This is a genomic window from Ruegeria sp. EL01 (assembly GCF_900313035.1).
Taxonomy (GTDB): Bacteria; Pseudomonadota; Alphaproteobacteria; order Rhodobacterales; family Rhodobacteraceae; genus Ruegeria.
On the sequence record NZ_OMPS01000020.1, the window covers coordinates 1 to 18,180 of the forward strand.

Annotated in this window: 17 protein-coding genes and 1 pseudogene; 12 read left to right on the forward strand and 6 right to left on the reverse strand. The window is 54.1% G+C overall.

All coding sequences use genetic code 11. From position 1 onward, the window contains the following. On the forward strand, window positions 1-424 hold a 424-nt coding region (locus tag D9K61_RS10075), incomplete at its 5' end, for a transposase (RefSeq protein ID WP_162946829.1). 144 nt (window positions 425-568) lie between these two features. Here the strand turns inward: D9K61_RS10075 and D9K61_RS10080 are convergent. The 3 genes from D9K61_RS10080 to D9K61_RS10090 are packed head-to-tail and all read right to left on the reverse strand — an operon-like array spanning window position 569 to window position 4,165. After that, a complete protein-coding gene (locus D9K61_RS10080) occupies window positions 569-2,545 on the reverse strand; it encodes an AAA family ATPase (protein WP_254055737.1) in 1,977 nt (658 codons plus the stop codon). Then, window positions 2,490-2,993, reverse strand: coding sequence for an ABC-three component system middle component 5 (locus D9K61_RS10085; RefSeq protein WP_120633132.1), 504 nt, complete (start codon window positions 2,991-2,993; stop codon window positions 2,490-2,492). Before D9K61_RS10085 ends, D9K61_RS10080 begins: the two co-directional genes overlap by 56 nt. Then, on the reverse strand, window positions 2,990-4,165 hold the full coding sequence (locus D9K61_RS10090; RefSeq protein WP_120633133.1) for an ABC-three component system protein: 1,176 nt from the start codon (window positions 4,163-4,165) through the stop codon (window positions 2,990-2,992). Before D9K61_RS10090 ends, D9K61_RS10085 begins: the two co-directional genes overlap by 4 nt. Before the next feature lie 282 nt (window positions 4,166-4,447). Here D9K61_RS10090 and D9K61_RS10095 point away from each other — a divergent pair, with 282 nt between their 5' ends. Both D9K61_RS10095 and D9K61_RS10100 read left to right on the forward strand, forming a co-directional pair. Further along, window positions 4,448-5,044 (forward strand): DUF6088 family protein, encoded by a 597-nt coding sequence (locus D9K61_RS10095; protein WP_120633134.1) that lies wholly within the window; start codon window positions 4,448-4,450, stop codon window positions 5,042-5,044. 2 nt (window positions 5,045-5,046) lie between these two features. Then, window positions 5,047-6,072, forward strand: a complete 1,026-nt coding sequence (locus D9K61_RS10100) for a nucleotidyl transferase AbiEii/AbiGii toxin family protein (RefSeq protein ID WP_120633135.1) — start codon at window positions 5,047-5,049, stop codon at window positions 6,070-6,072. A gap of 38 nt (window positions 6,073-6,110) precedes the next feature. Here D9K61_RS10100 and D9K61_RS10105 read toward each other — a convergent pair whose 3' ends face one another. Then, entirely contained in the window at window positions 6,111-6,809 is a 699-nt protein-coding gene (locus D9K61_RS10105) for a hypothetical protein (RefSeq protein ID WP_120633136.1), read from the reverse strand. A gap of 372 nt (window positions 6,810-7,181) precedes the next feature. Here D9K61_RS10105 and D9K61_RS10110 point away from each other — a divergent pair, with 372 nt between their 5' ends. After that, on the forward strand, window positions 7,182-8,492 hold the full coding sequence (locus D9K61_RS10110) for an AAA family ATPase (protein WP_120633137.1): 1,311 nt from the start codon (window positions 7,182-7,184) through the stop codon (window positions 8,490-8,492). Beyond that, entirely contained in the window at window positions 8,489-9,541 is a 1,053-nt protein-coding gene (locus D9K61_RS10115; RefSeq protein WP_120633138.1) for a ParB N-terminal domain-containing protein, read from the forward strand. Before D9K61_RS10110 ends, D9K61_RS10115 begins: the two co-directional genes overlap by 4 nt. An 83-nt stretch (window positions 9,542-9,624) precedes the next feature. On the opposite strand, the gene D9K61_RS10120 is transcribed toward D9K61_RS10115, so the two are convergent. Continuing rightward, window positions 9,625-10,680, reverse strand: coding sequence for a tyrosine-type recombinase/integrase (locus tag D9K61_RS10120; protein ID WP_120633139.1), 1,056 nt, complete (start codon window positions 10,678-10,680; stop codon window positions 9,625-9,627). A 392-nt stretch (window positions 10,681-11,072) separates the two neighbouring features. Between D9K61_RS10120 and D9K61_RS10125 the strand changes: the two genes are divergently transcribed. Continuing rightward, window positions 11,073-11,672 (forward strand): FecR domain-containing protein, encoded by a 600-nt coding sequence (locus tag D9K61_RS10125; protein WP_162946830.1) that lies wholly within the window; start codon window positions 11,073-11,075, stop codon window positions 11,670-11,672. Further along, a complete protein-coding gene (locus tag D9K61_RS10130; RefSeq protein ID WP_120633141.1) occupies window positions 11,666-13,546 on the forward strand; it encodes a CHASE2 domain-containing protein in 1,881 nt (626 codons plus the stop codon). The genes D9K61_RS10125 and D9K61_RS10130 overlap by 7 nt, the downstream gene beginning before the upstream one ends. Here D9K61_RS10130 and D9K61_RS10135 read toward each other — a convergent pair. Next, window positions 13,527-14,459: an IS5 family transposase gene (locus D9K61_RS10135; protein ID WP_120633142.1), complete on the reverse strand. Its 933-nt coding sequence runs from the start codon at window positions 14,457-14,459 to the stop codon at window positions 13,527-13,529. The two genes, D9K61_RS10130 and D9K61_RS10135, sit on opposite strands and share 20 nt — an antisense overlap. Window positions 14,460-14,537: 78 nt before the next feature. Between D9K61_RS10135 and D9K61_RS10140 the strand changes: the two genes are divergently transcribed. The 5 genes and pseudogenes from D9K61_RS10140 (at window position 14,538) to D9K61_RS10165 (ending at window position 18,175) form a co-directional block, all read left to right on the forward strand. Beyond that, complete coding sequence (locus D9K61_RS10140) at window positions 14,538-14,924, forward strand: transposase (RefSeq protein ID WP_120633143.1); 387 nt, start codon at window positions 14,538-14,540, stop codon at window positions 14,922-14,924. Window positions 14,925-15,057: 133 nt separating this feature from the next. Further along, window positions 15,058-15,185: pseudogene (locus tag D9K61_RS27495) on the forward strand (IS6 family transposase); the annotation flags it as partial. Window positions 15,186-15,553: 368 nt separating this feature from the next. Next, window positions 15,554-16,513: an agmatinase gene (gene speB / locus D9K61_RS10155; RefSeq protein WP_120633171.1), complete on the forward strand. Its 960-nt coding sequence runs from the start codon at window positions 15,554-15,556 to the stop codon at window positions 16,511-16,513. 52 nt (window positions 16,514-16,565) lie between these two features. Continuing rightward, on the forward strand, window positions 16,566-17,273 hold the full coding sequence (locus D9K61_RS10160; protein WP_162946831.1) for an SDR family NAD(P)-dependent oxidoreductase: 708 nt from the start codon (window positions 16,566-16,568) through the stop codon (window positions 17,271-17,273). Next, window positions 17,270-18,175, forward strand: coding sequence for a polysaccharide deacetylase (locus D9K61_RS10165; RefSeq protein ID WP_120633146.1), 906 nt, complete (start codon window positions 17,270-17,272; stop codon window positions 18,173-18,175). Before D9K61_RS10160 ends, D9K61_RS10165 begins: the two co-directional genes overlap by 4 nt. The last annotated feature ends 5 nt before the right edge of the window (window positions 18,176-18,180 follow it).

An 18,180-nucleotide genomic window follows, 5' to 3' on the forward strand; every position in this document is an offset into this window, starting at 1 on the left:
CGCGCCGTTTGGGTCTTGGGGAACCCAAACGCTGATCGCAGGGCTGGGGGCATCCGATCTGGTCGCGCCTTGGGTCATCAAGGGGGCGATGGACGGTCCCGCCTTTATTGCCTACATCCGCAATGTGTTGATCCCCGAGATCAAGCCCGGCACCGCCGTGATCCTCGACAATCTCGCCACGCATCGAAACAAGGAGGCCGAGGCAGCCCTCCGTGACCATGGCTGCTGGTTCCTCTTCTTGCCGCCCTACAGCCCGGACTTGAACCCAATAGAAATGGCGTTCTCAAAACTGAAAGCCCACCTCCGACGCATCGGTGCACGATCCTTCACAGAACTCTTCAACGCCCTCAGCGAAATCTGCGACCTCTACACACCGCAGGAATGCTGGAACTACTTTCGTGAGGCCGGATATGCTTCTACGTAAACTGGAAACGCTTTAGATAAGTTGCTGCTTGTTTGGGAAACCAATTTGAACGCCACGCTGTGAGCGGTCCTCTGGGCTTTTGGCTTTTTCAGTCCGGCTAGTTGTCTATTGTTCGGATTTCTTAATCAGGTTTTGCAAATCGAGTCAGCTGGAACCGTCTGCCGCTGGAATTCCGAGATCAAGCGAACGGTTTGTATGCGTATATGCTGGGCCCACGACGTAGTCCTCGAGCTCTAAATCAGGATTCATCATCGAAGTTGTGAAGATGATCTGGAACGGTGCCTTAAAGGCTGTTGCATGTTCAACGATCAGCCTTTGAAAGAGATGGCTGCGTTCCTCTTGCATGCCCTTGTCCTCAATGTTGTCAAACAAAAGGAACTTCGGATGGTAGAACGTCTCGTCCTTCATCGCGGCAAGAAACAATGCGAAAATCGTAGCGTTCTTGAGAAAGACATTACTACTTTCTGCAAAGTTGTAGGTACCATCTACGGAGTTGGCGTCATTCTTGAAGTTAACCGAAACATCCTGCGCTTTGATAAACTCATCTTGCCTTGGAAGATCAGATCTCAAGATCGCGGCAGCGATCCGAGATACGCTGGATAGCGCTACCATCCGCCTCTTTCCGGCTGCAGTGCGCAACGCCGCCGCGCGCGCGTTCTTGATGTCCAGTTCCTTCTGAACAGAAGCTTTCTCCGCACTTAGCGCTTCGATCTCTTCTGCAACTTGGAGGTTTGACAGCAGATAGGCCTCTTCAGCATCGATGTGACCAATTCGATTGGTGCGTGCGGCCAAAAAGGCTTCCCGTGGCCCATTTGGACCAGAATATTTGACTTGGTACTGCGTAAGGTCGCGCTTGTGCTCGCTGCGCCTTTTCCTAATTTCAGCCTGCTTTTCGGTCAGGGAACCATTTTTTTGGCTCAACAGTTGATTGGTTTCACGCGACTGGATCTCCAGATCAAGTCTAATTTGATTGTATCGCGCTTTTTCGATCTCGGGGTCCAGATCTTCCTTGCAGACGTGGCACTGACCTTCGACGTCCGAAGCAACAATTTCTTTGCCGCAGGCGGGGCAGTGACTGAAAGCAATTGCGCCTACAACGTCAAAGGACAGCTGCGCGGCAGCGAGCTTCGCTGATTGCTCCTCGAGAAAGCCTTGAAACTGAGCAATTTCCCTGAGTTCAAATTCTGCTTCGCTGATATCATCCTCGAGGGCGGTTATGGCATCGCGTTGTTTTGACAAACGTGTGCGAGCTGTCTTCCGCTCGGTCAAGAAATCGCCAACTTCTCCCGTATCGACATAGCGATCAACGTCCCCGATCTCAGCTTGTAGATTTGCTTTCTCGGCCTTCAACTCTTGAAGCTTATCATTGATAGAGGCTGGAGTTGCGAGCGCATTTTCGAGCTTTAAGGCGCCCAAAAGGCTAGAAAGCTTGGCGTCGATCTTTGAGAATGCTTTCTCTTTGGTGCGAATTTCTAATCCAAGTTCGTAGAGCTCGTATCCGCTAATGCCGCAGATCAGATCGCCAACAGCCTCACGAATACTCTGGGTATCAAAAGACTCGTACCTGAATATCCGCATCGCCGGGGTGCGTTGATCAGAGTAACAGAGCCTTAAGAGCTGGTGCATCGTGATGTTGGACGCTCCATCACTTTGGGCTTCTGGGATTCCGAGCGTCCGGAACATGACTTGGGAGAAGCTTTCCTTGTTTCCGGAACGCCGCAGCGGAAAGGTCTCCCATCTATCCAACGCGCTTTTTGAGGCGTCTTCAAAGCCCCCAAAAAAGACAGCCACGGGCTGTTGAGCTGACGAGGTGGCCCGTTTCAGAACCAGTTTGCCCTTTGATGTCTCAATTTCCGCTTGAACTTCGTCACATTGGCTGGCCACGTCCTTCCAATCATCAAACTCTCCGCCCAAAACGAAGAAGATGAAGTCTGAGATTGTGGATTTACCGGAGCCGTTTTCACCCCGGATAATATTGACGCCGGGATGGAAATTTTGGTCGTAGGCGGCGTGGCCCCGCCGCATAATGCGTAGTCGATTTATTTGGAGATAACGGCTGGCGATATCAGACGCTCCTACGCAATCCGCAGCTTGAACGCAGACTGCCCATACCATTGTCATGGCTAGCTGAATATTGATGGACAAGAAAACGCGCCAAACCGGTCTCTTGCGAACTATCGGTGCGGTTCTTGATACCTACAAACAATGACGATCCAAGCTCACTTAGCTCGGCGGATTTGTGTGAAAAGCTATCAGGATCCAAAAGGCCTTTGCCCGCAAGAGCCCGCAGAGCTGATGATTGAGCGCTCTCCATTTGGTGAAAGAGAAGAGGAGAGGCCGGGTAGGACAAAAAGACCTTATCTGGTTTTGGAATTTCCAAATCCCGGAACGCACTTCTAACATCGGCCGCCATGGTGACACGGTGGAGCAGGGGCGCGTTGGCAAAAAAGAAGTCCAGAATATAAAGCCGCTCGAGATGAACTGGTTGCCGCCATTCGAGCAGCAATCCACCCAAACGACGGACACAATCATAGACATCAAACTGGGAGTACCAAAGCCGCGCACTCATGTGGGTTTATCCCATCGGATATGGCATTGTTCGGTCAAAAAATACAAACCGGAAAGAACCGCTGAGGCCGGAAACTTCGTCTCACCAAAGCCCTTTGCCGTTAGAGGGTCAAGAACATTGTCTTGAAGGGCTTTTCGCACAGCCGCTTCTGGTGCGTCCTTGCAAATATGCGGATGGAACACGTGGGTTACAAACCGCGTCTCTATCTCGGCAAGGAACGCATCGTGGTCTTCTTTCGCGGCAGTAAATAATCCCGTCTTAGCGTAACCACGCGCGAACTTGTTCTGGGCATCGTTGGCGTAATCGTATTCGGCCTCCCGATCGGCATCAATCAGCTTTTGGAGGAGATCGCGCCGGTCCCGCTCGGATTTCTCACTATAAACGGAGAACGGCATCATACCGTTTGAGGCTGTCGCGGCGTTCTGTGCCTTTTCAATATGCCGCTTGATGCCACGATACACGACATCGTCGCGATCCTTGGGTTTGCAAATCGAAATATGATCTCGATCGACGGCCACAGGGTTTGCACCTGGGATCCCTGGATCGGCAGATTCTCTTGAAACGACGAGGACAGCTTTGTAGGTGGTGTGTTTCTCGTAGTAGACCTTTGTCACATGATCTTCGTTCGCGGCGCAGAACTTGCGGTAAGCTTTGTTGAGATCTTCCAGCATACCCGTTTCATTGCCCAAAAGTTTGATGTGCTTTGAGGCGCCTGGCACAACGTCCACGATATTGGCAATGGATGCACCAATGTGTGGTGTTGATAGGAAAATCACGAGCTTGGTTGCGGTTGACACGGCCGCCCAGTCCTCATCGTCAGCGTCCTTGGATGCGCGCAAGATCATCTTGGCAAGAATGCCGCCAAGACTGTGAGTGACGAACACCAATGGGCGTTTGCCGAGCCCTTTACCGGCAAATTGTTCAAGAACGTTGTCGGCGCGCTCGAACATATCCATCTCTTTCTTTGCCCACTTTTCGAACACAGCCGCACCGTAGCCTAAGCAATGGGCGTTGCACGGACCGATGTCTTTGGTAAGCCATTGTGGCCAAAAGCCGTCGGCCCCACCGCAGTCCCAAGTTGAATGAGCATCTCCGGAAAGCCCATGGACAAACACAATGTCGATAAGTGCGTCAGCAGCACTATGGATTTGTTTGAATACCGTTTCGCCCACTTACCGCTCACTCAAAAATTGTTTTGTGGGGCAGGACCTGCCCTGATTATCTCGTTTGAAGTATGCCGTATCGTCGCTTTGTGGTCCACACCTTTAAGGTGATTGGTTTCCACTAGATCAGTGATTGCAAACGGTTCTGAAAGACTGCTTTGACAAGACGTGATTAGAGTCTCGCATCTGCAGCGAAGGTCGGCTTCCCGCCCTCACTTACAAAATCACCTCGGGTTTCTCCTGACTTGAAAGTCAGAAAAAAGTACTATATTTTCTGACAAGGAGAAAGCTATGATCACTTCATCGATTAGACAACGCATCATCGGAAAAGGCCGGGGGGCAATCTTTGCGCCACTGGACTTTCTGGATATCGGGTCCCGCGCAAGCGTGGATCAGGCTTTGTCACGCTTGGCGGATCAAGGGATGATCCGGCGGTTAACGCGTGGGCTTTACGACTATCCAAGAAAGAGCGCCCGTTTAGGGCTTTTGTCTCCGTCAGCCGATGACATTGCCAAAGCCATTGCACGCAAAGATAATCAGGTTCTGCAACCCTCCCCTGCCATGGCAGCCAACCAGTTGGGGCTCTCGACCCAGGTGCCGTCTAAACCGATCTATATGACCGACGGCCCGACCCGCACCAAGACAGTTGGTCGACAAGTCATCCAGTTCCGGAATGCGTCATCCAAAACGCTAGTTGGAGCGGGCCAGAAAACCGGCACCGTATTTCAGGCGTTGCGTTATGTCGGAAAAAACCGGGTGGATAATAGGGTTGTCGACAAGCTGGCCCGCAGTCTGGATGACAAGGACCGGGCATTGCTCGAAAAACAAAGCAGGTATGTACCGGCCTGGATGCATCCGGTAGTGCAGCAAATCGTGGCGCGGATCTGATCGTGGACCAGTTTGCCAACGATACTCCAAAGAATCGTGAGGAAGCGTTTCTGGAAACGGCCGCCCAGCTTGGCCTGTCCAAAGCAATCGTCGAGAAGGATTTTTGGGTCTGCTGGTCACTGAAACATCTATTCACCCTGCCCTCTTTTGGCGCTCACATGATCTTCAAGGGCGGGACATCGCTATCCAAAGCCTATGCCATCATCCACCGGTTCTCGGAAGACGTGGATCTGTCCCTCGACCGGGCGCAGCTCGGGTTCGAGGGCGAGCGTGATCCCGACCACCCTGCCCTTTCCGGCAAAAAACAAAAGCAACTGTTGCAGGAGCTTCAGGGTACGGCCACCAGAGTCGTCTCTGGCCCGCTTCTGAAAGAAACCAACGTCAAGTTTGGCGCGGCGCTAAAACAGGGCTTTTCCCTGTCGGTCGATCCTGGTGATCCACAAACTCTGCTTTTCGCCTACCCATCCATAACAAGTGCGCCCAAAAGTTACATCCAGCCGGTGGTGCGGTTTGAATTTGGCGCCCGTGGGGTTCACCTTCCAGCCGAGACCCGCAGGATTTCACCTTATGTGCATCAGGCTTTTCCAGACCTGCTGGGCGCAGGCGACGTTGATGTGAAAGTCCTAGGTGTTGAGCGCACTTTCTGGGAAAAAGCCACGATCCTGCATATGCTTTATCATCAGGACGTCACAAAACCTTTGGCTGACCGAATGTCGCGCCATTATTACGATATGGCCCAACTGATCGCACACGAGACCCATTCTCGCGCTATCGAACAGATCGACTTGTTAGATCAGGTTGCACACCATAAGTCCGTCTTCTTCAAAGCGGCCTGGGCCAACTACGAAAATGCCAAACCCGGATCTTTAAGATTGCTACCGAATCCTGAACTGAAAGCAGCGCTGCGCCGGGATTATGCCGGGATGCAGGAGATGATCATCGGGGATTCCCCCTTGTTCGACGACATTCTGAAAATCATTGGGGTGTTCGAGACGAATCTCAACGATGAAAATCGGCCTATTTCGTAGCCTCAAAGCGCAGCGTGGGGCCTCCAGAGTACACGCGGCTATCCGAGCAAATACACCTTTTGAATCCGTCCAAACTCAAGCTGAATCGCTCCTAGTAAAGGTTTCAAATGGTGAGACTGGATGTACTGTGCAATAAACTTACTAGGCGCACGTAAGGTGATCGTCTGATCATGCGTTTCAACAAGTTGAAGATCACAATACCAGCTTTTGAATAACAGTGTCTCAGACTCTGATAACCGCCGGAGCGCCCTGCCCCATGGATCCTGAAGGTCTTGAACCTCATGCTCGGCTGCTATTGGTTTATCTTGACCAAATTGAACATGAACAATCTTCTCGGCTGGTTTCGGTGTCTGCGTTTCCATGCGCGATTCAAAATCAGCACCAACATTTCGCCAAACCGGCTCGCTAAGGCGGTAGATTTCCGTATAATTTAGTCGATACGCTGCAACACGGCCTCTAACACCAGGTCTAAGCTGGAGCAGTATACTACTTTCCGTCAACCGCTTGATTTCTCTTTTGACGGTTCGTTCATCCACTGACCAGAGACGAGCCATTTCCTTTTGCCCGACCGTCAGCTCATCAGCGCGCCAGTTGTACCGGGCGGTTATCAATGCAATGAGCCGCATCATCGAACATTGGAGCCCCGGCGTACCATTCAACCCCGCAACAGAGATTGCGGTTAAGAGATCGTATTTCTGAGATCCGGCTTGAAGTCCTGTAAATCGCTTTGTTTCCATTTAGATACTGCCACTGTGCCTCGGGTGGTCGGTTTCGCTGACCGATTCCATCAATTGGGTTCAGTGTGGTGAAATCCCGTAGTTTGTCAACAAGCTTCGAAAAGCAGGATCACCAATTCTATTATTAAACTCAAAAGAAAATCTGGTTAATAGGATATGGGTGACAGCTTAGTGTCACCCTAGTAGGGGTCAAGTGTCACCCTATATCTAGTAATTGCTCGCAATCTGTCACCAAAACATTGCGCCATCTCTGGAAATTCTCCTGTATTTTGTCGAATCAGTCGCAAAAAGCGGAAATTCCATACTTTACGTTTTGTAGTTTTCCGAAATCGCGTTATTAGGAGACATCCATAGTATAACAAGAGCAGTACAATGCGAGACCACACCGATCTTCAAACTATGAACGAAAGAAGCCTGGCTCAACAGGCAGCCGTTCGCCGCGATACTTTCTCGCCCGCTGATGAGAAAATACTTCGACCATTTTCGATCTGGGAAATCAGCCAGTTTATGTTTGATGTCCCAGCGGACACCTTGAGAAAAAAGCTGGCTGACGATCCGACTCTTCCGCAAGGCGCGACAGAAGATGATGGACGGCAAAGATGGTTTTCTCTGGCAGAAATAAATGAGTTGAGACGCCGGCTGAGATTTCGAGGTAAAAGCCTTCTGCCCCAAAGGCCAACGGGTCGGGCAATGAGAGTGGCGGTATCGAACTTTAAAGGTGGCGTTGGAAAAACTGTGGTCGCACAGCACTTGGCAAATGCGGCCGCGCTTGATGGCTACCGTGTCTTGGTGGTGGATTTCGACCCCCAGGCGACCCTTACCCATTCAATGGGTCTGACTGAAGTTAGAGAGTGGAATACTGTCTGGGGCATTATGTGCCGTGATCTCTGCCGTGAGGCAAACCGGATAGCAGATGAATATGATGATCCGGCGGACTGCCCCTACCCTACCGCTGACGAGTTGCCTGAAGATGTTCAGTCGATTGCCGCGCAGCGTGTGCAAGATTTCATACAAAGTACGGCATGGTCGACAATCGACATCATTCCGAGTTGTGCAAACGCAGCCTTCGTTGAGTTTGCTTCGGCTCAATACAGGTCCATTCATAAGGCATGGAGCTTTTTTGGGTGCGTTGCAAGATATCTCGATGAGCTGCCAGACGACCAATACGACTTAATTATCTTCGATTGCCCGCCGGCAATTGGTTACCAATCTTTGAATGCGGCCTTTGCCGCTGACATTCTCTATATTCCCTCTGGCCCAGGCTATTGGGAGTATGACAGCACCACGAGTTATCTCGGTCAGCTTGGTGATGCCTTAGAAGACATAACCAACGGGTTCGAACGTATTGCTCAGGATGCCGGCATCACACTTCCAAAGAGGTTCGATGACATAAGAGTTCTCATGACCCGCTTTGAGGCCAGCAACTCTCTGCATGTAGCAATGATGGATGCCTTCAAAAATGTTTTTGGAGCCGACGTCTGTCAAAACCCAATCGAGATGACGCGTGCCGTCGAGCAGTCAGGTAGATTCCAGATGTCTGTTTACGAACAGGACTACAGGCAGATGACTCGGGACACTTGGAAAAGGGCGCGTCAGTCTTTTGATAACGCGTATGGCGAGTTTAAGGATGTTGTCCTACGGGCATGGGAAGCGCGTACTAAAGTTGAGGAGCGTGTAGAATGAGTGGTAATAAATTCGGCTTCACTCCGATTGATGACAATGACCTCAAGAAAACCCGTCGACGCGAAGTGGGTCCGATGGGGGCTGCAGTACGAGAGACAGCAAACAGCTTGAACGAAAGCACTGAAAATCGTGTCGAGCAGCGACGGCAAAATGCCTCGGATGCCAAGGAGTATCGTAAAGCCCGTGATGAGGGTCGAGTGCTGGTCGCGGTTGGCATCAATGATATTCTCACCTCAGACCTGCCTAGAGATCGGCTGGATCTTTTGGCTGTCGCGAGTTCTGATGAGATGGATGAACTCAAAGCTTCAATTCAGGAACGTGGCCAGAAGGAGCCGATAGAACTTTATATGGATCTGGATGGTCGCTTCCAGCTCAAAAAAGGTTGGAGACGATTGACGGCCCTTAAGCAGCTTTTTGAAGAAACTGGTGAAGACCGTTTCTCCAGCATTACGGCTCGAGTTGCAGAAACTCAAAGCGATCGCATTGATCTCTATATCGACATGGTTGAAGAGAATGTTGTTCGGGAGGATCTGACTTTTGCCGAGATGGCACAAGTGGCAATTCTTGCTTCCAGAGACGCGGATTTAGGGGCAGGGGATCCTGAAGCATTGGTCGGGAGATTGTATTCGTCCCTACACAAAATGAAGCGATCTTATATTCGAAGTTTTGTTTATCTGCTCAATGAGCTTGAAGACGCGTTGCCGTTTCCAAAAGCTGTCTCTAGAAACCTCGGCGTTGAGGTCGCACGAAAACTGCGAGCGTCATCAGGTTCTGTCGCTGGTTTAAAGAATGTGTTAGCGCGTGCATCTACAGCGGGTGAGCAGAATGAGACACTTGATGCTTTCTTGGTAGATCCTGATGCTGAGCTATCCAGTGATATGCCACGCGAAAAGAGCGAAAGCGTCAAATATGAGTTTCATGTAGGCGCTTCAAAAGTCACTGCTCGAAAGGGAGAGTGTAGGATTTTGTCGGGCCAAGACTTCAGTTCAATTGACCGGCCTAAACTTCAGAGAGCAGTAGAAGCTTTTGAAGCTGTTCTGAACGAATAGTAACCCACGGGTTACTCATGCTCAGCTCTGTTGCTTTGAAGGCGGTAACCCGTGGGTTACCGCCTTCCTTACTTTTGAACAGTCTATCCCAACAAGTCTGTCGCCGGGTTCTCTGCAATGTCGACATCGTCATAGTACTTCTGCGCCTGTGCCATGGAACGATGCAGTGAGAGGCGCATGGCCGCCTGGATTGGGGCACCGTCGAGGGCCGCTTGGGTCAGAAAGCCGGAACGCAGCCCGTGAGGGCTGGCGAAGTCCTCCGGTAGCCCAGCCAGTTTCAATCGGTGCTTGACGATCTGATAGATCGCGTCCGGGGACAGGCGGCGCTTCAAAACTCGGTCGGCTTTGGAGACGGGTCGGAACAGGGGGCCGTTGGTGATTCCCCCAACGTCGACCCAATGCACCAGCGCCTGCGCCGCGCGCCCTTTCAGCACCAACCGCGGGGTTTCGCCCTTTGCTGTGGTTTTGGTCTCCAGCAACATCAGCCAGATGAGGCCTTTGTCGTCGAACTCCTTCAGGCTGATATCTTCTCGCATCAGCCCGGTGAGCTCCGACCGACGGCGTCCGCCCGAGGCCCAGCCCAGCATCATTATGGCGCGGTCGCGGCAATCCCGTCGAGTGCCTCGACAGGTCGCTAACAGCTGTTCGAGGATATCGCGGGTAATCGGGTGTTGTGACTTTGGGGCAGAGGGCCGGGCAGCGGCGCGGCGCGCCTTAGCGCGGGCTTGTTTCACCTGTGGAGATCCAAACGGACTCGCGAGGTTCTTCATCCTGTGGAAGGCCAGCCAGGAGGCGATACGGCGGTCCAGCGTCGACGGGGCGGGGCAGGCAAGCGATTTGCGCAGCCCTTGCGCAATTAGTGCTTCCGCCGTTTCCCGGGCAATGTCGTCTTTGGGAGCGTCGCTCAGGTCGCGAGCGTGATCCAGCAGGAAGGCGAGGGCGATAGCCTCGGTCTCTGGCCAGTTCAGCGCTTCGACAAATCGTGCCGACTTCCAGGCGGTGATATAGAGCAGATCGCGCTCATACGCGCGCAACGTGTTGGCGGGTGTGCCGCGCACATAGAGGTCGGTAAGCGCGTCCTGATCCGCGTCCGACAGAGCAGGGGAGGATGCGGGGAGATATGGGGCAGGGGTCTTCATAAACGACACTCTGTGCCAGTTTGCTGGCAAAATCAATCACTCCTGATAAGCGATACTTATCAGATGTAACAGGGATTTAGGACTGCAACAAATGTAACGATCATTATTGCCAAATTATGAGCGCAAAAAGGGTAGGGTGGTTTCTTCCAAAGCGGAAATCAAAGAGTCTGCTGCAATCTCTTTCACCAATTCCGATGCCAGCGCAGACATTTCCCAGTTCCTGGGCCTTGCGTGTCCAATCTGAACCTGGGACGAGCGCGGACGTTGACCGAAACGAGCCGTTTCCCACCCATGCGACAGAAACGTAAGGCCGCCTTTGGTTGACCTCTCGTGCCATACTCTTCAGTCTGGTGGGTATCTTTAGCCGCTAGGCCGCAATGATTCAAAAAAGCTTGCTTATTATCCTTCTAGTTTATTCCTGGATCGGGTTGGCCGGTTCGGTCGCCGCTCAAACACAAGGAACCTGTGTCATAACGCGAATGGAAGGGCAGGCGGTCGTTTCTGCCCGAGGCGCAGGTGCCCAACCTGCGGCCATCGGTTTGGGTTTGGGGTTGAATGCAAAGCTGCACACAGAGGCCGATGCGCGGGTTACCATGGCCTGCTCTGGTGGGCTAGAAGTTGTTGTGGGCCCCAAGAGCGAGATCGACGTGCTTGGTCTGCTGGGTGATGATACGCGTCCCTTTGGACTGCGTCTGATCGATGGCATCGCCGGGTTCCTTTTTTCCTCGGAAGACGGGAACGGCGTCCAGGTAAGAACTCCTTCTGCTGTCGCCGCGGTCCGGTCCACCGAGTGGGCGATGCGTGTCGAAAACAGTGCAAGCGCTATCTTCACGCGTGAAGGCACGGTGTTTGTTTCTGCAGATGACTCCGTTGCGCAACTAAGCCCGGGCAAAGGCATTGATGTATCCTCCTCTGGCAAGGTTGGGTCGGTCACGGATTGGGGATCGGCGCGCATTGAGGAATTCAACGCACTTCTTGGGGCGGAATGGTAGCACGCGACGGATTTCGACGCGTACGACGCATCACTGGGGTGATCGTGCTGCTGTTGAGCCTGTTGATCGCGATTTGGCATCCCGGAGACCGAAGTACGTTTTGGCAGGGAGTTGAAGGCAGACTGCTTGACGCCAGATTCTTTTGGCGCGGCCCGGTGACACCCCCGGACGGTGTCGCAATCATTGCGTTTGACGATGCCGCGATGGCACAGCTCGAAACATTTCCGCCGTCTCGATCAGCCCTGGCAGAGGCGGTGACGATTGCCTCAGAGGCGGGTGCCGCAGCAATTGCTTTGGACTTTCTGCTGATTGATCCGCGTGGGGGTGACGAAGGTCTTGCCGAGGCATTGGCAGGTGCCGACGCAGTTCTTGGGGTAGCCGAAGCACCCGCTGGCGCGTCTCTGAAAGATCTTCAGAGCGGCGATTTTGCAGTTGTGATTGCCCCTGAGTTGGAAAACCCGCTGCCCGCGTTGGGCCCGGCTGAGACATTGCGCGGTGTGGCGTCGATTGGACATGTGAACCTGCGCCATGATCCCGATGGAGCAGCACGTCGGCTTGGAGCGGCGCAGTATCTGGCAACTAAGGACGGCAACGCATGGTATCCGCCGCTTGCCCTTGCGGTCCTCAAGGCGGAGGATAATGAGCTGAACCTACAGTTGCGGTCATCCCAAAAAGGCGGGCACCTGACAGTAGGGGACACATTGATCACGCTGGACAGGCAGGGAGCCATCCCCCTGAACTTCTACGGGCAAGAAGGGACGATCCCGACCTATTCTTTCGCAGAGCTTGGGGAGGCAATCCTGCAGGACAAGATCGTGTTTGTCGGGGCCACTGCGACCGGGTTCGGAGACCGGCATGCCACCTCCTACGATGCCACCTTTCCCGGCGTTGAACTGCATGCAACCTTGGCTGCAAACGTGATCGAACAGCATTTTCTGCGTCGTGACGCGCTGACATGGTCATGGGACATCGCATTGGCGCTGTTGGCAGCCGCGCTCGGGTTCTTCGCCGCAAGGTTGGACCGGCCTTGGCTGGGTTTTTTGGCGATCTCGGCGGTATTCAGCGCGCTGGCCCTCGTGCTGCAAGCCGCATTCGTCGTCGGCTGGTGGCTGGACGGGGTCACGGCGGTCTTTTCGCTTCTATTGGGCGCTGGTGCCGGCGCGGGACTGCGGCTTGTGCAACATCGTCGACGTGCGGCGAACCTTGCGCTTTATCAGTCACCTCTGCTCGTAGAACGGCTGGCAGATGCGACCGACCCCCGCTTCGAAGCCTCGGCAAGGCCTGCCGTTGTTTTGTTTGTTGATGTCGCTAACTTCACAAAACATTCCGAGAGCCTCGGCCCCGAGGGCACCGCCGACTTTTTGCGGCTGTTTCACGGGCTCGTCGAACAGTCAGTGGAACCGCAGCGCGGGATTATCGCACATTTTGCCGGAGATGGCGCGATGGTTGTCTTCGGTCTGCCGGAGCCCGGCCCGGACGATGCTATGCGCGCCTTGCGCTTCATAGAGGCGCTGTATGCGACGGTTGGTACAAGTTCAGACTGGCCCGGTCTCGGGTTACGGGTCGGTGGGCATGCGGGCCCGGTCCAGACCAGTGTAATCGGCGGAAAGCGTCACAAACAGCTCGCCGTGAGCGGTGACGTGGTAAACACGGCCAGTCGCCTTCAGGAATTAGCTAAATCTCAAAACGCGGCTATTGCCCTGTCCAGCGCACTGCTGGAGCCAGATTCGCAAAACCGAGACCGAGCAAAAAAAATGGGATTACACCCAGCTGGCCAACATGCGCTTCGCGGTCGGATGGGGCTTTGTTGCACAAATCGGGGTGTGGTCGGACTTCCCCTTTCCCCAGACAGACTTATCCTCCGGCCTCTGTGATGGGTATGCCAAGCGTGGTGTAGCGATTGAGCACGGCAACGCGGACTTGGATCTCTGCGACCTGGCGGTCGAAGTCCCGCGCCATGAGGCTTTGCCCCAGCAACTTCACGCAATGCATCTTTGTCTCGACCCGGCTCCGGCGGTGATAGCCGCTCCATCGCCGCCAGATAGCCCGACCGAGGTATCGCGAGGCATTGACGACCTCGTTCCGGGCGATGGCCCCGGCGCTCGTGGGTTTCCACGGTTTTGCATTCTTCCGTGGAGGGATGACGGCATGAGCGCCGCGGGCGGCAATCGCGTCATGGCAGTTCCGGGTGTCGTAGGCCCCATCAGCAGTCACTGATCCGACAACCTGATCAGGCGGGATTTGGTCAAGCAATTCTGGCAACATGGGCGCGTCGCCAACATTGCTGGTGGTGACCTCGACCGCCCGCACTTCCAGCGTTTCCTCGTCGATCCCTATGTGTATCTTTCGCCATATCCGGCGATTAGTGCCACCGTGTTTGCGGGCGTTCCACTCGCCTTCGCCCTCTGCCTTGATACCCGTGCTGTCAATCAAGAGGTTTAGCGGGCCGGTGTTACCGCGATAGGGCAGGTTCACGTTCAGTGTCTTCTGGCGGCGGCACAAGGTGCTGAAATCCGGAACGGTCCAATCCAGCCCAACCAGCCGCAACAAGCTCTCGACGAACCCCGTAGTCTGCCGGAGCGGCATGCCAAACAGCACCTTCAGGGTCAGGCAGGTCTGGATCGCGGCTTCGCTGAATTGTTGCTGCCGCCCACGCTTGCCCGTTGGTGGCGGCGTCCAGACCATCTCCGGATCAAACCAAATCGACAGCGATCCGCGTTGCTTCAGCGCTGTGTTGTACGAAGGCCAGTTCGCGGTCTTGTACTTCGTAGGGGTCCAACTGCTCATGCCTCCCGGCTATCACGCTGGATTCATAGAGTGAATCCCCGGCGTGATTTGTGCAACAAAGCCATCTTGAGGCGGTTTATGGCTGGGAAGAAGGGTCAGAAGAAGCGGTTCTGGTCGGATGAAGAGAAGCGATCGATCTGTGCGCAGACGACAGTGCCGGGCGTGTCAGTGGCGCAGGTCGCACGTCGGTACGCGATGAATGCCAACCTGATCCACAATTGGTTGAAAGACATACGGTTTGCGCCGGTACCCGAGACTGCCGAACCTGATTGCCACGGCGGCTTTCTTCCGGTTGAGATCGAAGGCCCGGTCGCTGTTGCATTGGTTGAAGACGCGAGGGACGTGGATGCGGTGGTTTCGGCGCAGCGCGTCGATATCACCTTGTCGGATGGCCGGCGGATTTTGGTCGAAGGCCCGACGGCATTGTCTGGCGTTCTGGCTTTGGTTGAAGGGTTGATGGTGTGATCCCGGTTCCGGCCAATACCCGCGTCTGGCTGGCCCTTTAACCATCCCACGCCAGTGGGGTAGTCTCATCATGTTGGCGATATCCAAAAACGCGCATGAGAAAGGGGTACTTCGCCCCTTACCCAAATCGACCCCGACCCGCAAACGAAAGAAACTGATGGGCCGGTTCAAGTCTTACCGACAGGCTCAGAGGTTTCTATCAGCGTATGACCAGATCAATCTCATTTTGCGGCCCCCAAGCGCTGTCAACTCACCGCAATCTGATACCGCCACGCCCGCTCTGATGCGTTCAGTCTCTGGGCCGACTACACCGCTGAAGTCGTGACCCTATCGACGCCTTTACCAGTGAAGCACAATCTGCCGTCAACAACCTGGCATACCGGTACGTGGTTCTTGGGGCAGATTGCAGTAAGTGTGTGCCGCTTACGAAACCAAAGTTCCAACCAACCCCCAGCAAGATAAGGGCGGCATAGAAATTCAGAAGCTCCAGCCCTGACACGGCAACAAGGGCGGAGAACAACACATTGGTCTCTTTCAATGTAATCATTTGTAGCGCCTGAGTTTACCAATGTTTTTGCTTTGCTACTGTGGCCAGGAATGGAACCTGTTGACACATGAAAGATCCCCTGATGAGCAGCCATGGATATGAAGGCGGGCGGTTGAACCTGCCCTTTGTTGGCATCTGTACATTTGCCAAAGGTGAATACGTGTCCGATTGGGACGCAATCGATGCCGATGTTGCCGTAATGGGTGCGCCTTATGATTTCGGATGTCAGTGGCGATCAGGGGCGCGGATGGGCCCACGCGCGATCCGCGAGGCATCGACACTGTTTTCGTTCGGGCACGGTGGGGCATATGATTTCGAAGATGATGTCACTTATCTACCCTCCGAAACCACCAAGATTGTCGATATCGGTGATGCCGACATCATCCATACGGATACCATCAACAGTCACGCCAATATCGAAGCTGGCGTGCGTGCGATTTTGAAATCCGGCGCGCTGCCAGTTGTTCTTGGCGGTGACCATTCGATCAACATTCCATGCATAAATGCGTTTGATGATCAGGACCCTATTCATGTCGTCCAAATCGACGCTCATTTGGATTTCGTTGATGAGCGTCACGGCGTGCGTTACGGCCACGGCAATCCGATGCGGCGAGCTGCAGAGAAAGAATATGTCACAGGTTTGACTCAACTGGGCATCCGGAACGTGTCTTCTACGGCGAAGGAGGGATATGATCAGGCCCGCGAAATGGGCTCGGATATTCTTTCCGTACGGCATTTGCGTAAATTGGGGGTCCAAGGCATCTTGGATCGTGTGCCTGAAGGCAAACGCTATTACGTGACTATAGACATCGATGCTTTCGATCCCTCGATCGCGCCGGGTACCGGCACCCCAAGCCATGGTGGATTTCAATATTACGAAGTTCTGGAATTCCTGGATGGACTGACCAAGCGTGGCACCATCGTGGGTATCGATCTGGTCGAAGTGGCCCCGGATTATGATAACTCTGGGTCGACATCCACTCTTGCTGCGCAGGTTCTGATGAACTTGATTGGCCGCATTCTGCATAACCGAGCGGCATGACGTCATGGGGTCAGTCAACTACGGGTCTGAACTAATTGGTCGCCGCGCCGTGGTGACTGGAGCAGCCAACGGAATTGGCGCAGCTTGTGCCAAGGCGCTGACTTCTCATGGGGTGTGGACTGCCTGTGTCGACATCGTTCCGCCAGATGAAACCGTGGCCGAGATTCAAGCGGCCTCTGGTCGGGCGGTTTCAATCAGCTGTGATGTGGCGCGCGAGGAGGACGTATTGGCACTGTTTGCCCAGGTGCGCCAATACATCGGGCGCGTTGATTTTCTTGTTCATTGTTCAGGCATCATTCATGAAAAGCCCCTGCTCGATACAAAAACCGAAGAGTTTGACCGCGTGATCGACGTCAATCTGCGGGGTACTTTTCTGGTTGGCCGCGAAGGCATTCGTGCGATGCATCCCCACGGCGGGCGGGTGATCCTGATTGCATCCGATCTGGGCTACCTCGGGCGCGAGACATTCTCGCCCTATGTCGCCTCTAAACATGGTGTCATCGGCTTGATGCGCTCTTGGGCCAAGGAATTCGCGCCAAAGATCTTGGTCAATGCGATCTGCCCCGGTCCAATCGACACCGCGATGTTGTCGGCCGACCAGATGACCGAAGAATGGCGCCAAAAAGAGCGGGACATCCCCTTGTCTCGGTTCGGCGCAGCCGAGGAAATCGCTGATATGGCGGTCTTCCTGACCTCGAATTCCTCGCAATTCATCACGGGTCAAGGAATGCACGTCAATGGTGGGAGTGTTATGCCATGATCAAGAACCCTGTTCCCTGGCCCAATGGTGCCAAATGCGCGGCCTGCGTCACGTTTGATATGGATGCAGACAGCCTGATCCACGTTGCGCACAAGAATGATGGCCATTCGCGTGTCTCGGCCCTGTCGATGCTGCGCTATGGGCCCGAAATCGGTGTGCCGCGCATCGTCGAAACCTATAAACAACTTGGGTTGCGCCAGACCTTCTTTGTCCCGGCCTGGTGCATCGAACGTTACCCCGCAGCTGTTGAGGCAATGCTCGAAGGTGGGAATGAGGTTGCGCATCACAGCTACATTCACGAACACCCCAGCGAATTGCCCCCATCTGAGGAGGAATATTGGCTGGACCGGGCGCTGGATGTCATCAAATCGGCAACCGGGCAGGCCCCGCGTGGTTTTCGCGCGCCCCTCTATAATTTTTCTGACAGCACAGCGGACCTGCTGGCCGCGCGTGGCTTTGTCTATGACGCCTCTTTGATGGGGGACGACGTCCCTTATTATTTGGATTGCAGCAAGGGGTCCCTGATTGAATTGCCCACCCATTGGGGGCTGGATGACTGGCCGCAATATGTCCAATCAAGTGACCTGGACTACATGATGCCCATCCGCGCCCCACGGGAAGGTTTCGAAACCTTCAGGCAAGAATTCGAAGCCGCCTATCGCCACGGTGGTCTATGGATTCCGGTTGTGCATCCCTTTGCGACAGGTCGTTTGGCTCGTTGGGAAGTGATGAGCGCCTTTCTCGAAGACGTTTTGAACCGAGGCGATGTCTGGTTCGCGCCGATGGAGGAAATTGCAGCGCATGTGGCAAAAGTAACGGCCGACGGGACCTATTCCCCCCGACGAGATCAACTGCCCTACTATGACGCGCCGGTTAGCCCGATCCCTTACAAGAACAAATGATATCT

Coding starts and splice junctions, on each gene's coding strand:
- D9K61_RS10140 (WP_120633143.1), top strand. CDS start 14,538: ATGGCTGGGAAGAAGGGTCAGAAGAAGCGGTTCTGGTCGGATGAAGAG.
- D9K61_RS10110 (WP_120633137.1), top strand. CDS start 7,182: ATGCGAGACCACACCGATCTTCAAACTATGAACGAAAGAAGCCTGGCT.
- D9K61_RS10130 (WP_120633141.1), top strand. CDS start 11,666: ATGGTAGCACGCGACGGATTTCGACGCGTACGACGCATCACTGGGGTG.
- D9K61_RS10115 (WP_120633138.1), top strand. CDS start 8,489: ATGAGTGGTAATAAATTCGGCTTCACTCCGATTGATGACAATGACCTC.
- D9K61_RS10095 (WP_120633134.1), top strand. CDS start 4,448: ATGATCACTTCATCGATTAGACAACGCATCATCGGAAAAGGCCGGGGG.
- D9K61_RS10085 (WP_120633132.1), bottom strand. CDS start 2,993: ATGAGTGCGCGGCTTTGGTACTCCCAGTTTGATGTCTATGATTGTGTC.
- D9K61_RS10120 (WP_120633139.1), bottom strand. CDS start 10,680: ATGAAGACCCCTGCCCCATATCTCCCCGCATCCTCCCCTGCTCTGTCG.
- D9K61_RS10080 (WP_254055737.1), bottom strand. CDS start 2,545: ATGACAATGGTATGGGCAGTCTGCGTTCAAGCTGCGGATTGCGTAGGA.
- speB (WP_120633171.1), top strand. CDS start 15,554: ATGAGCAGCCATGGATATGAAGGCGGGCGGTTGAACCTGCCCTTTGTT.
- D9K61_RS10105 (WP_120633136.1), bottom strand. CDS start 6,809: ATGGAAACAAAGCGATTTACAGGACTTCAAGCCGGATCTCAGAAATAC.
- D9K61_RS10165 (WP_120633146.1), top strand. CDS start 17,270: ATGATCAAGAACCCTGTTCCCTGGCCCAATGGTGCCAAATGCGCGGCC.
- D9K61_RS10135 (WP_120633142.1), bottom strand. CDS start 14,459: ATGAGCAGTTGGACCCCTACGAAGTACAAGACCGCGAACTGGCCTTCG.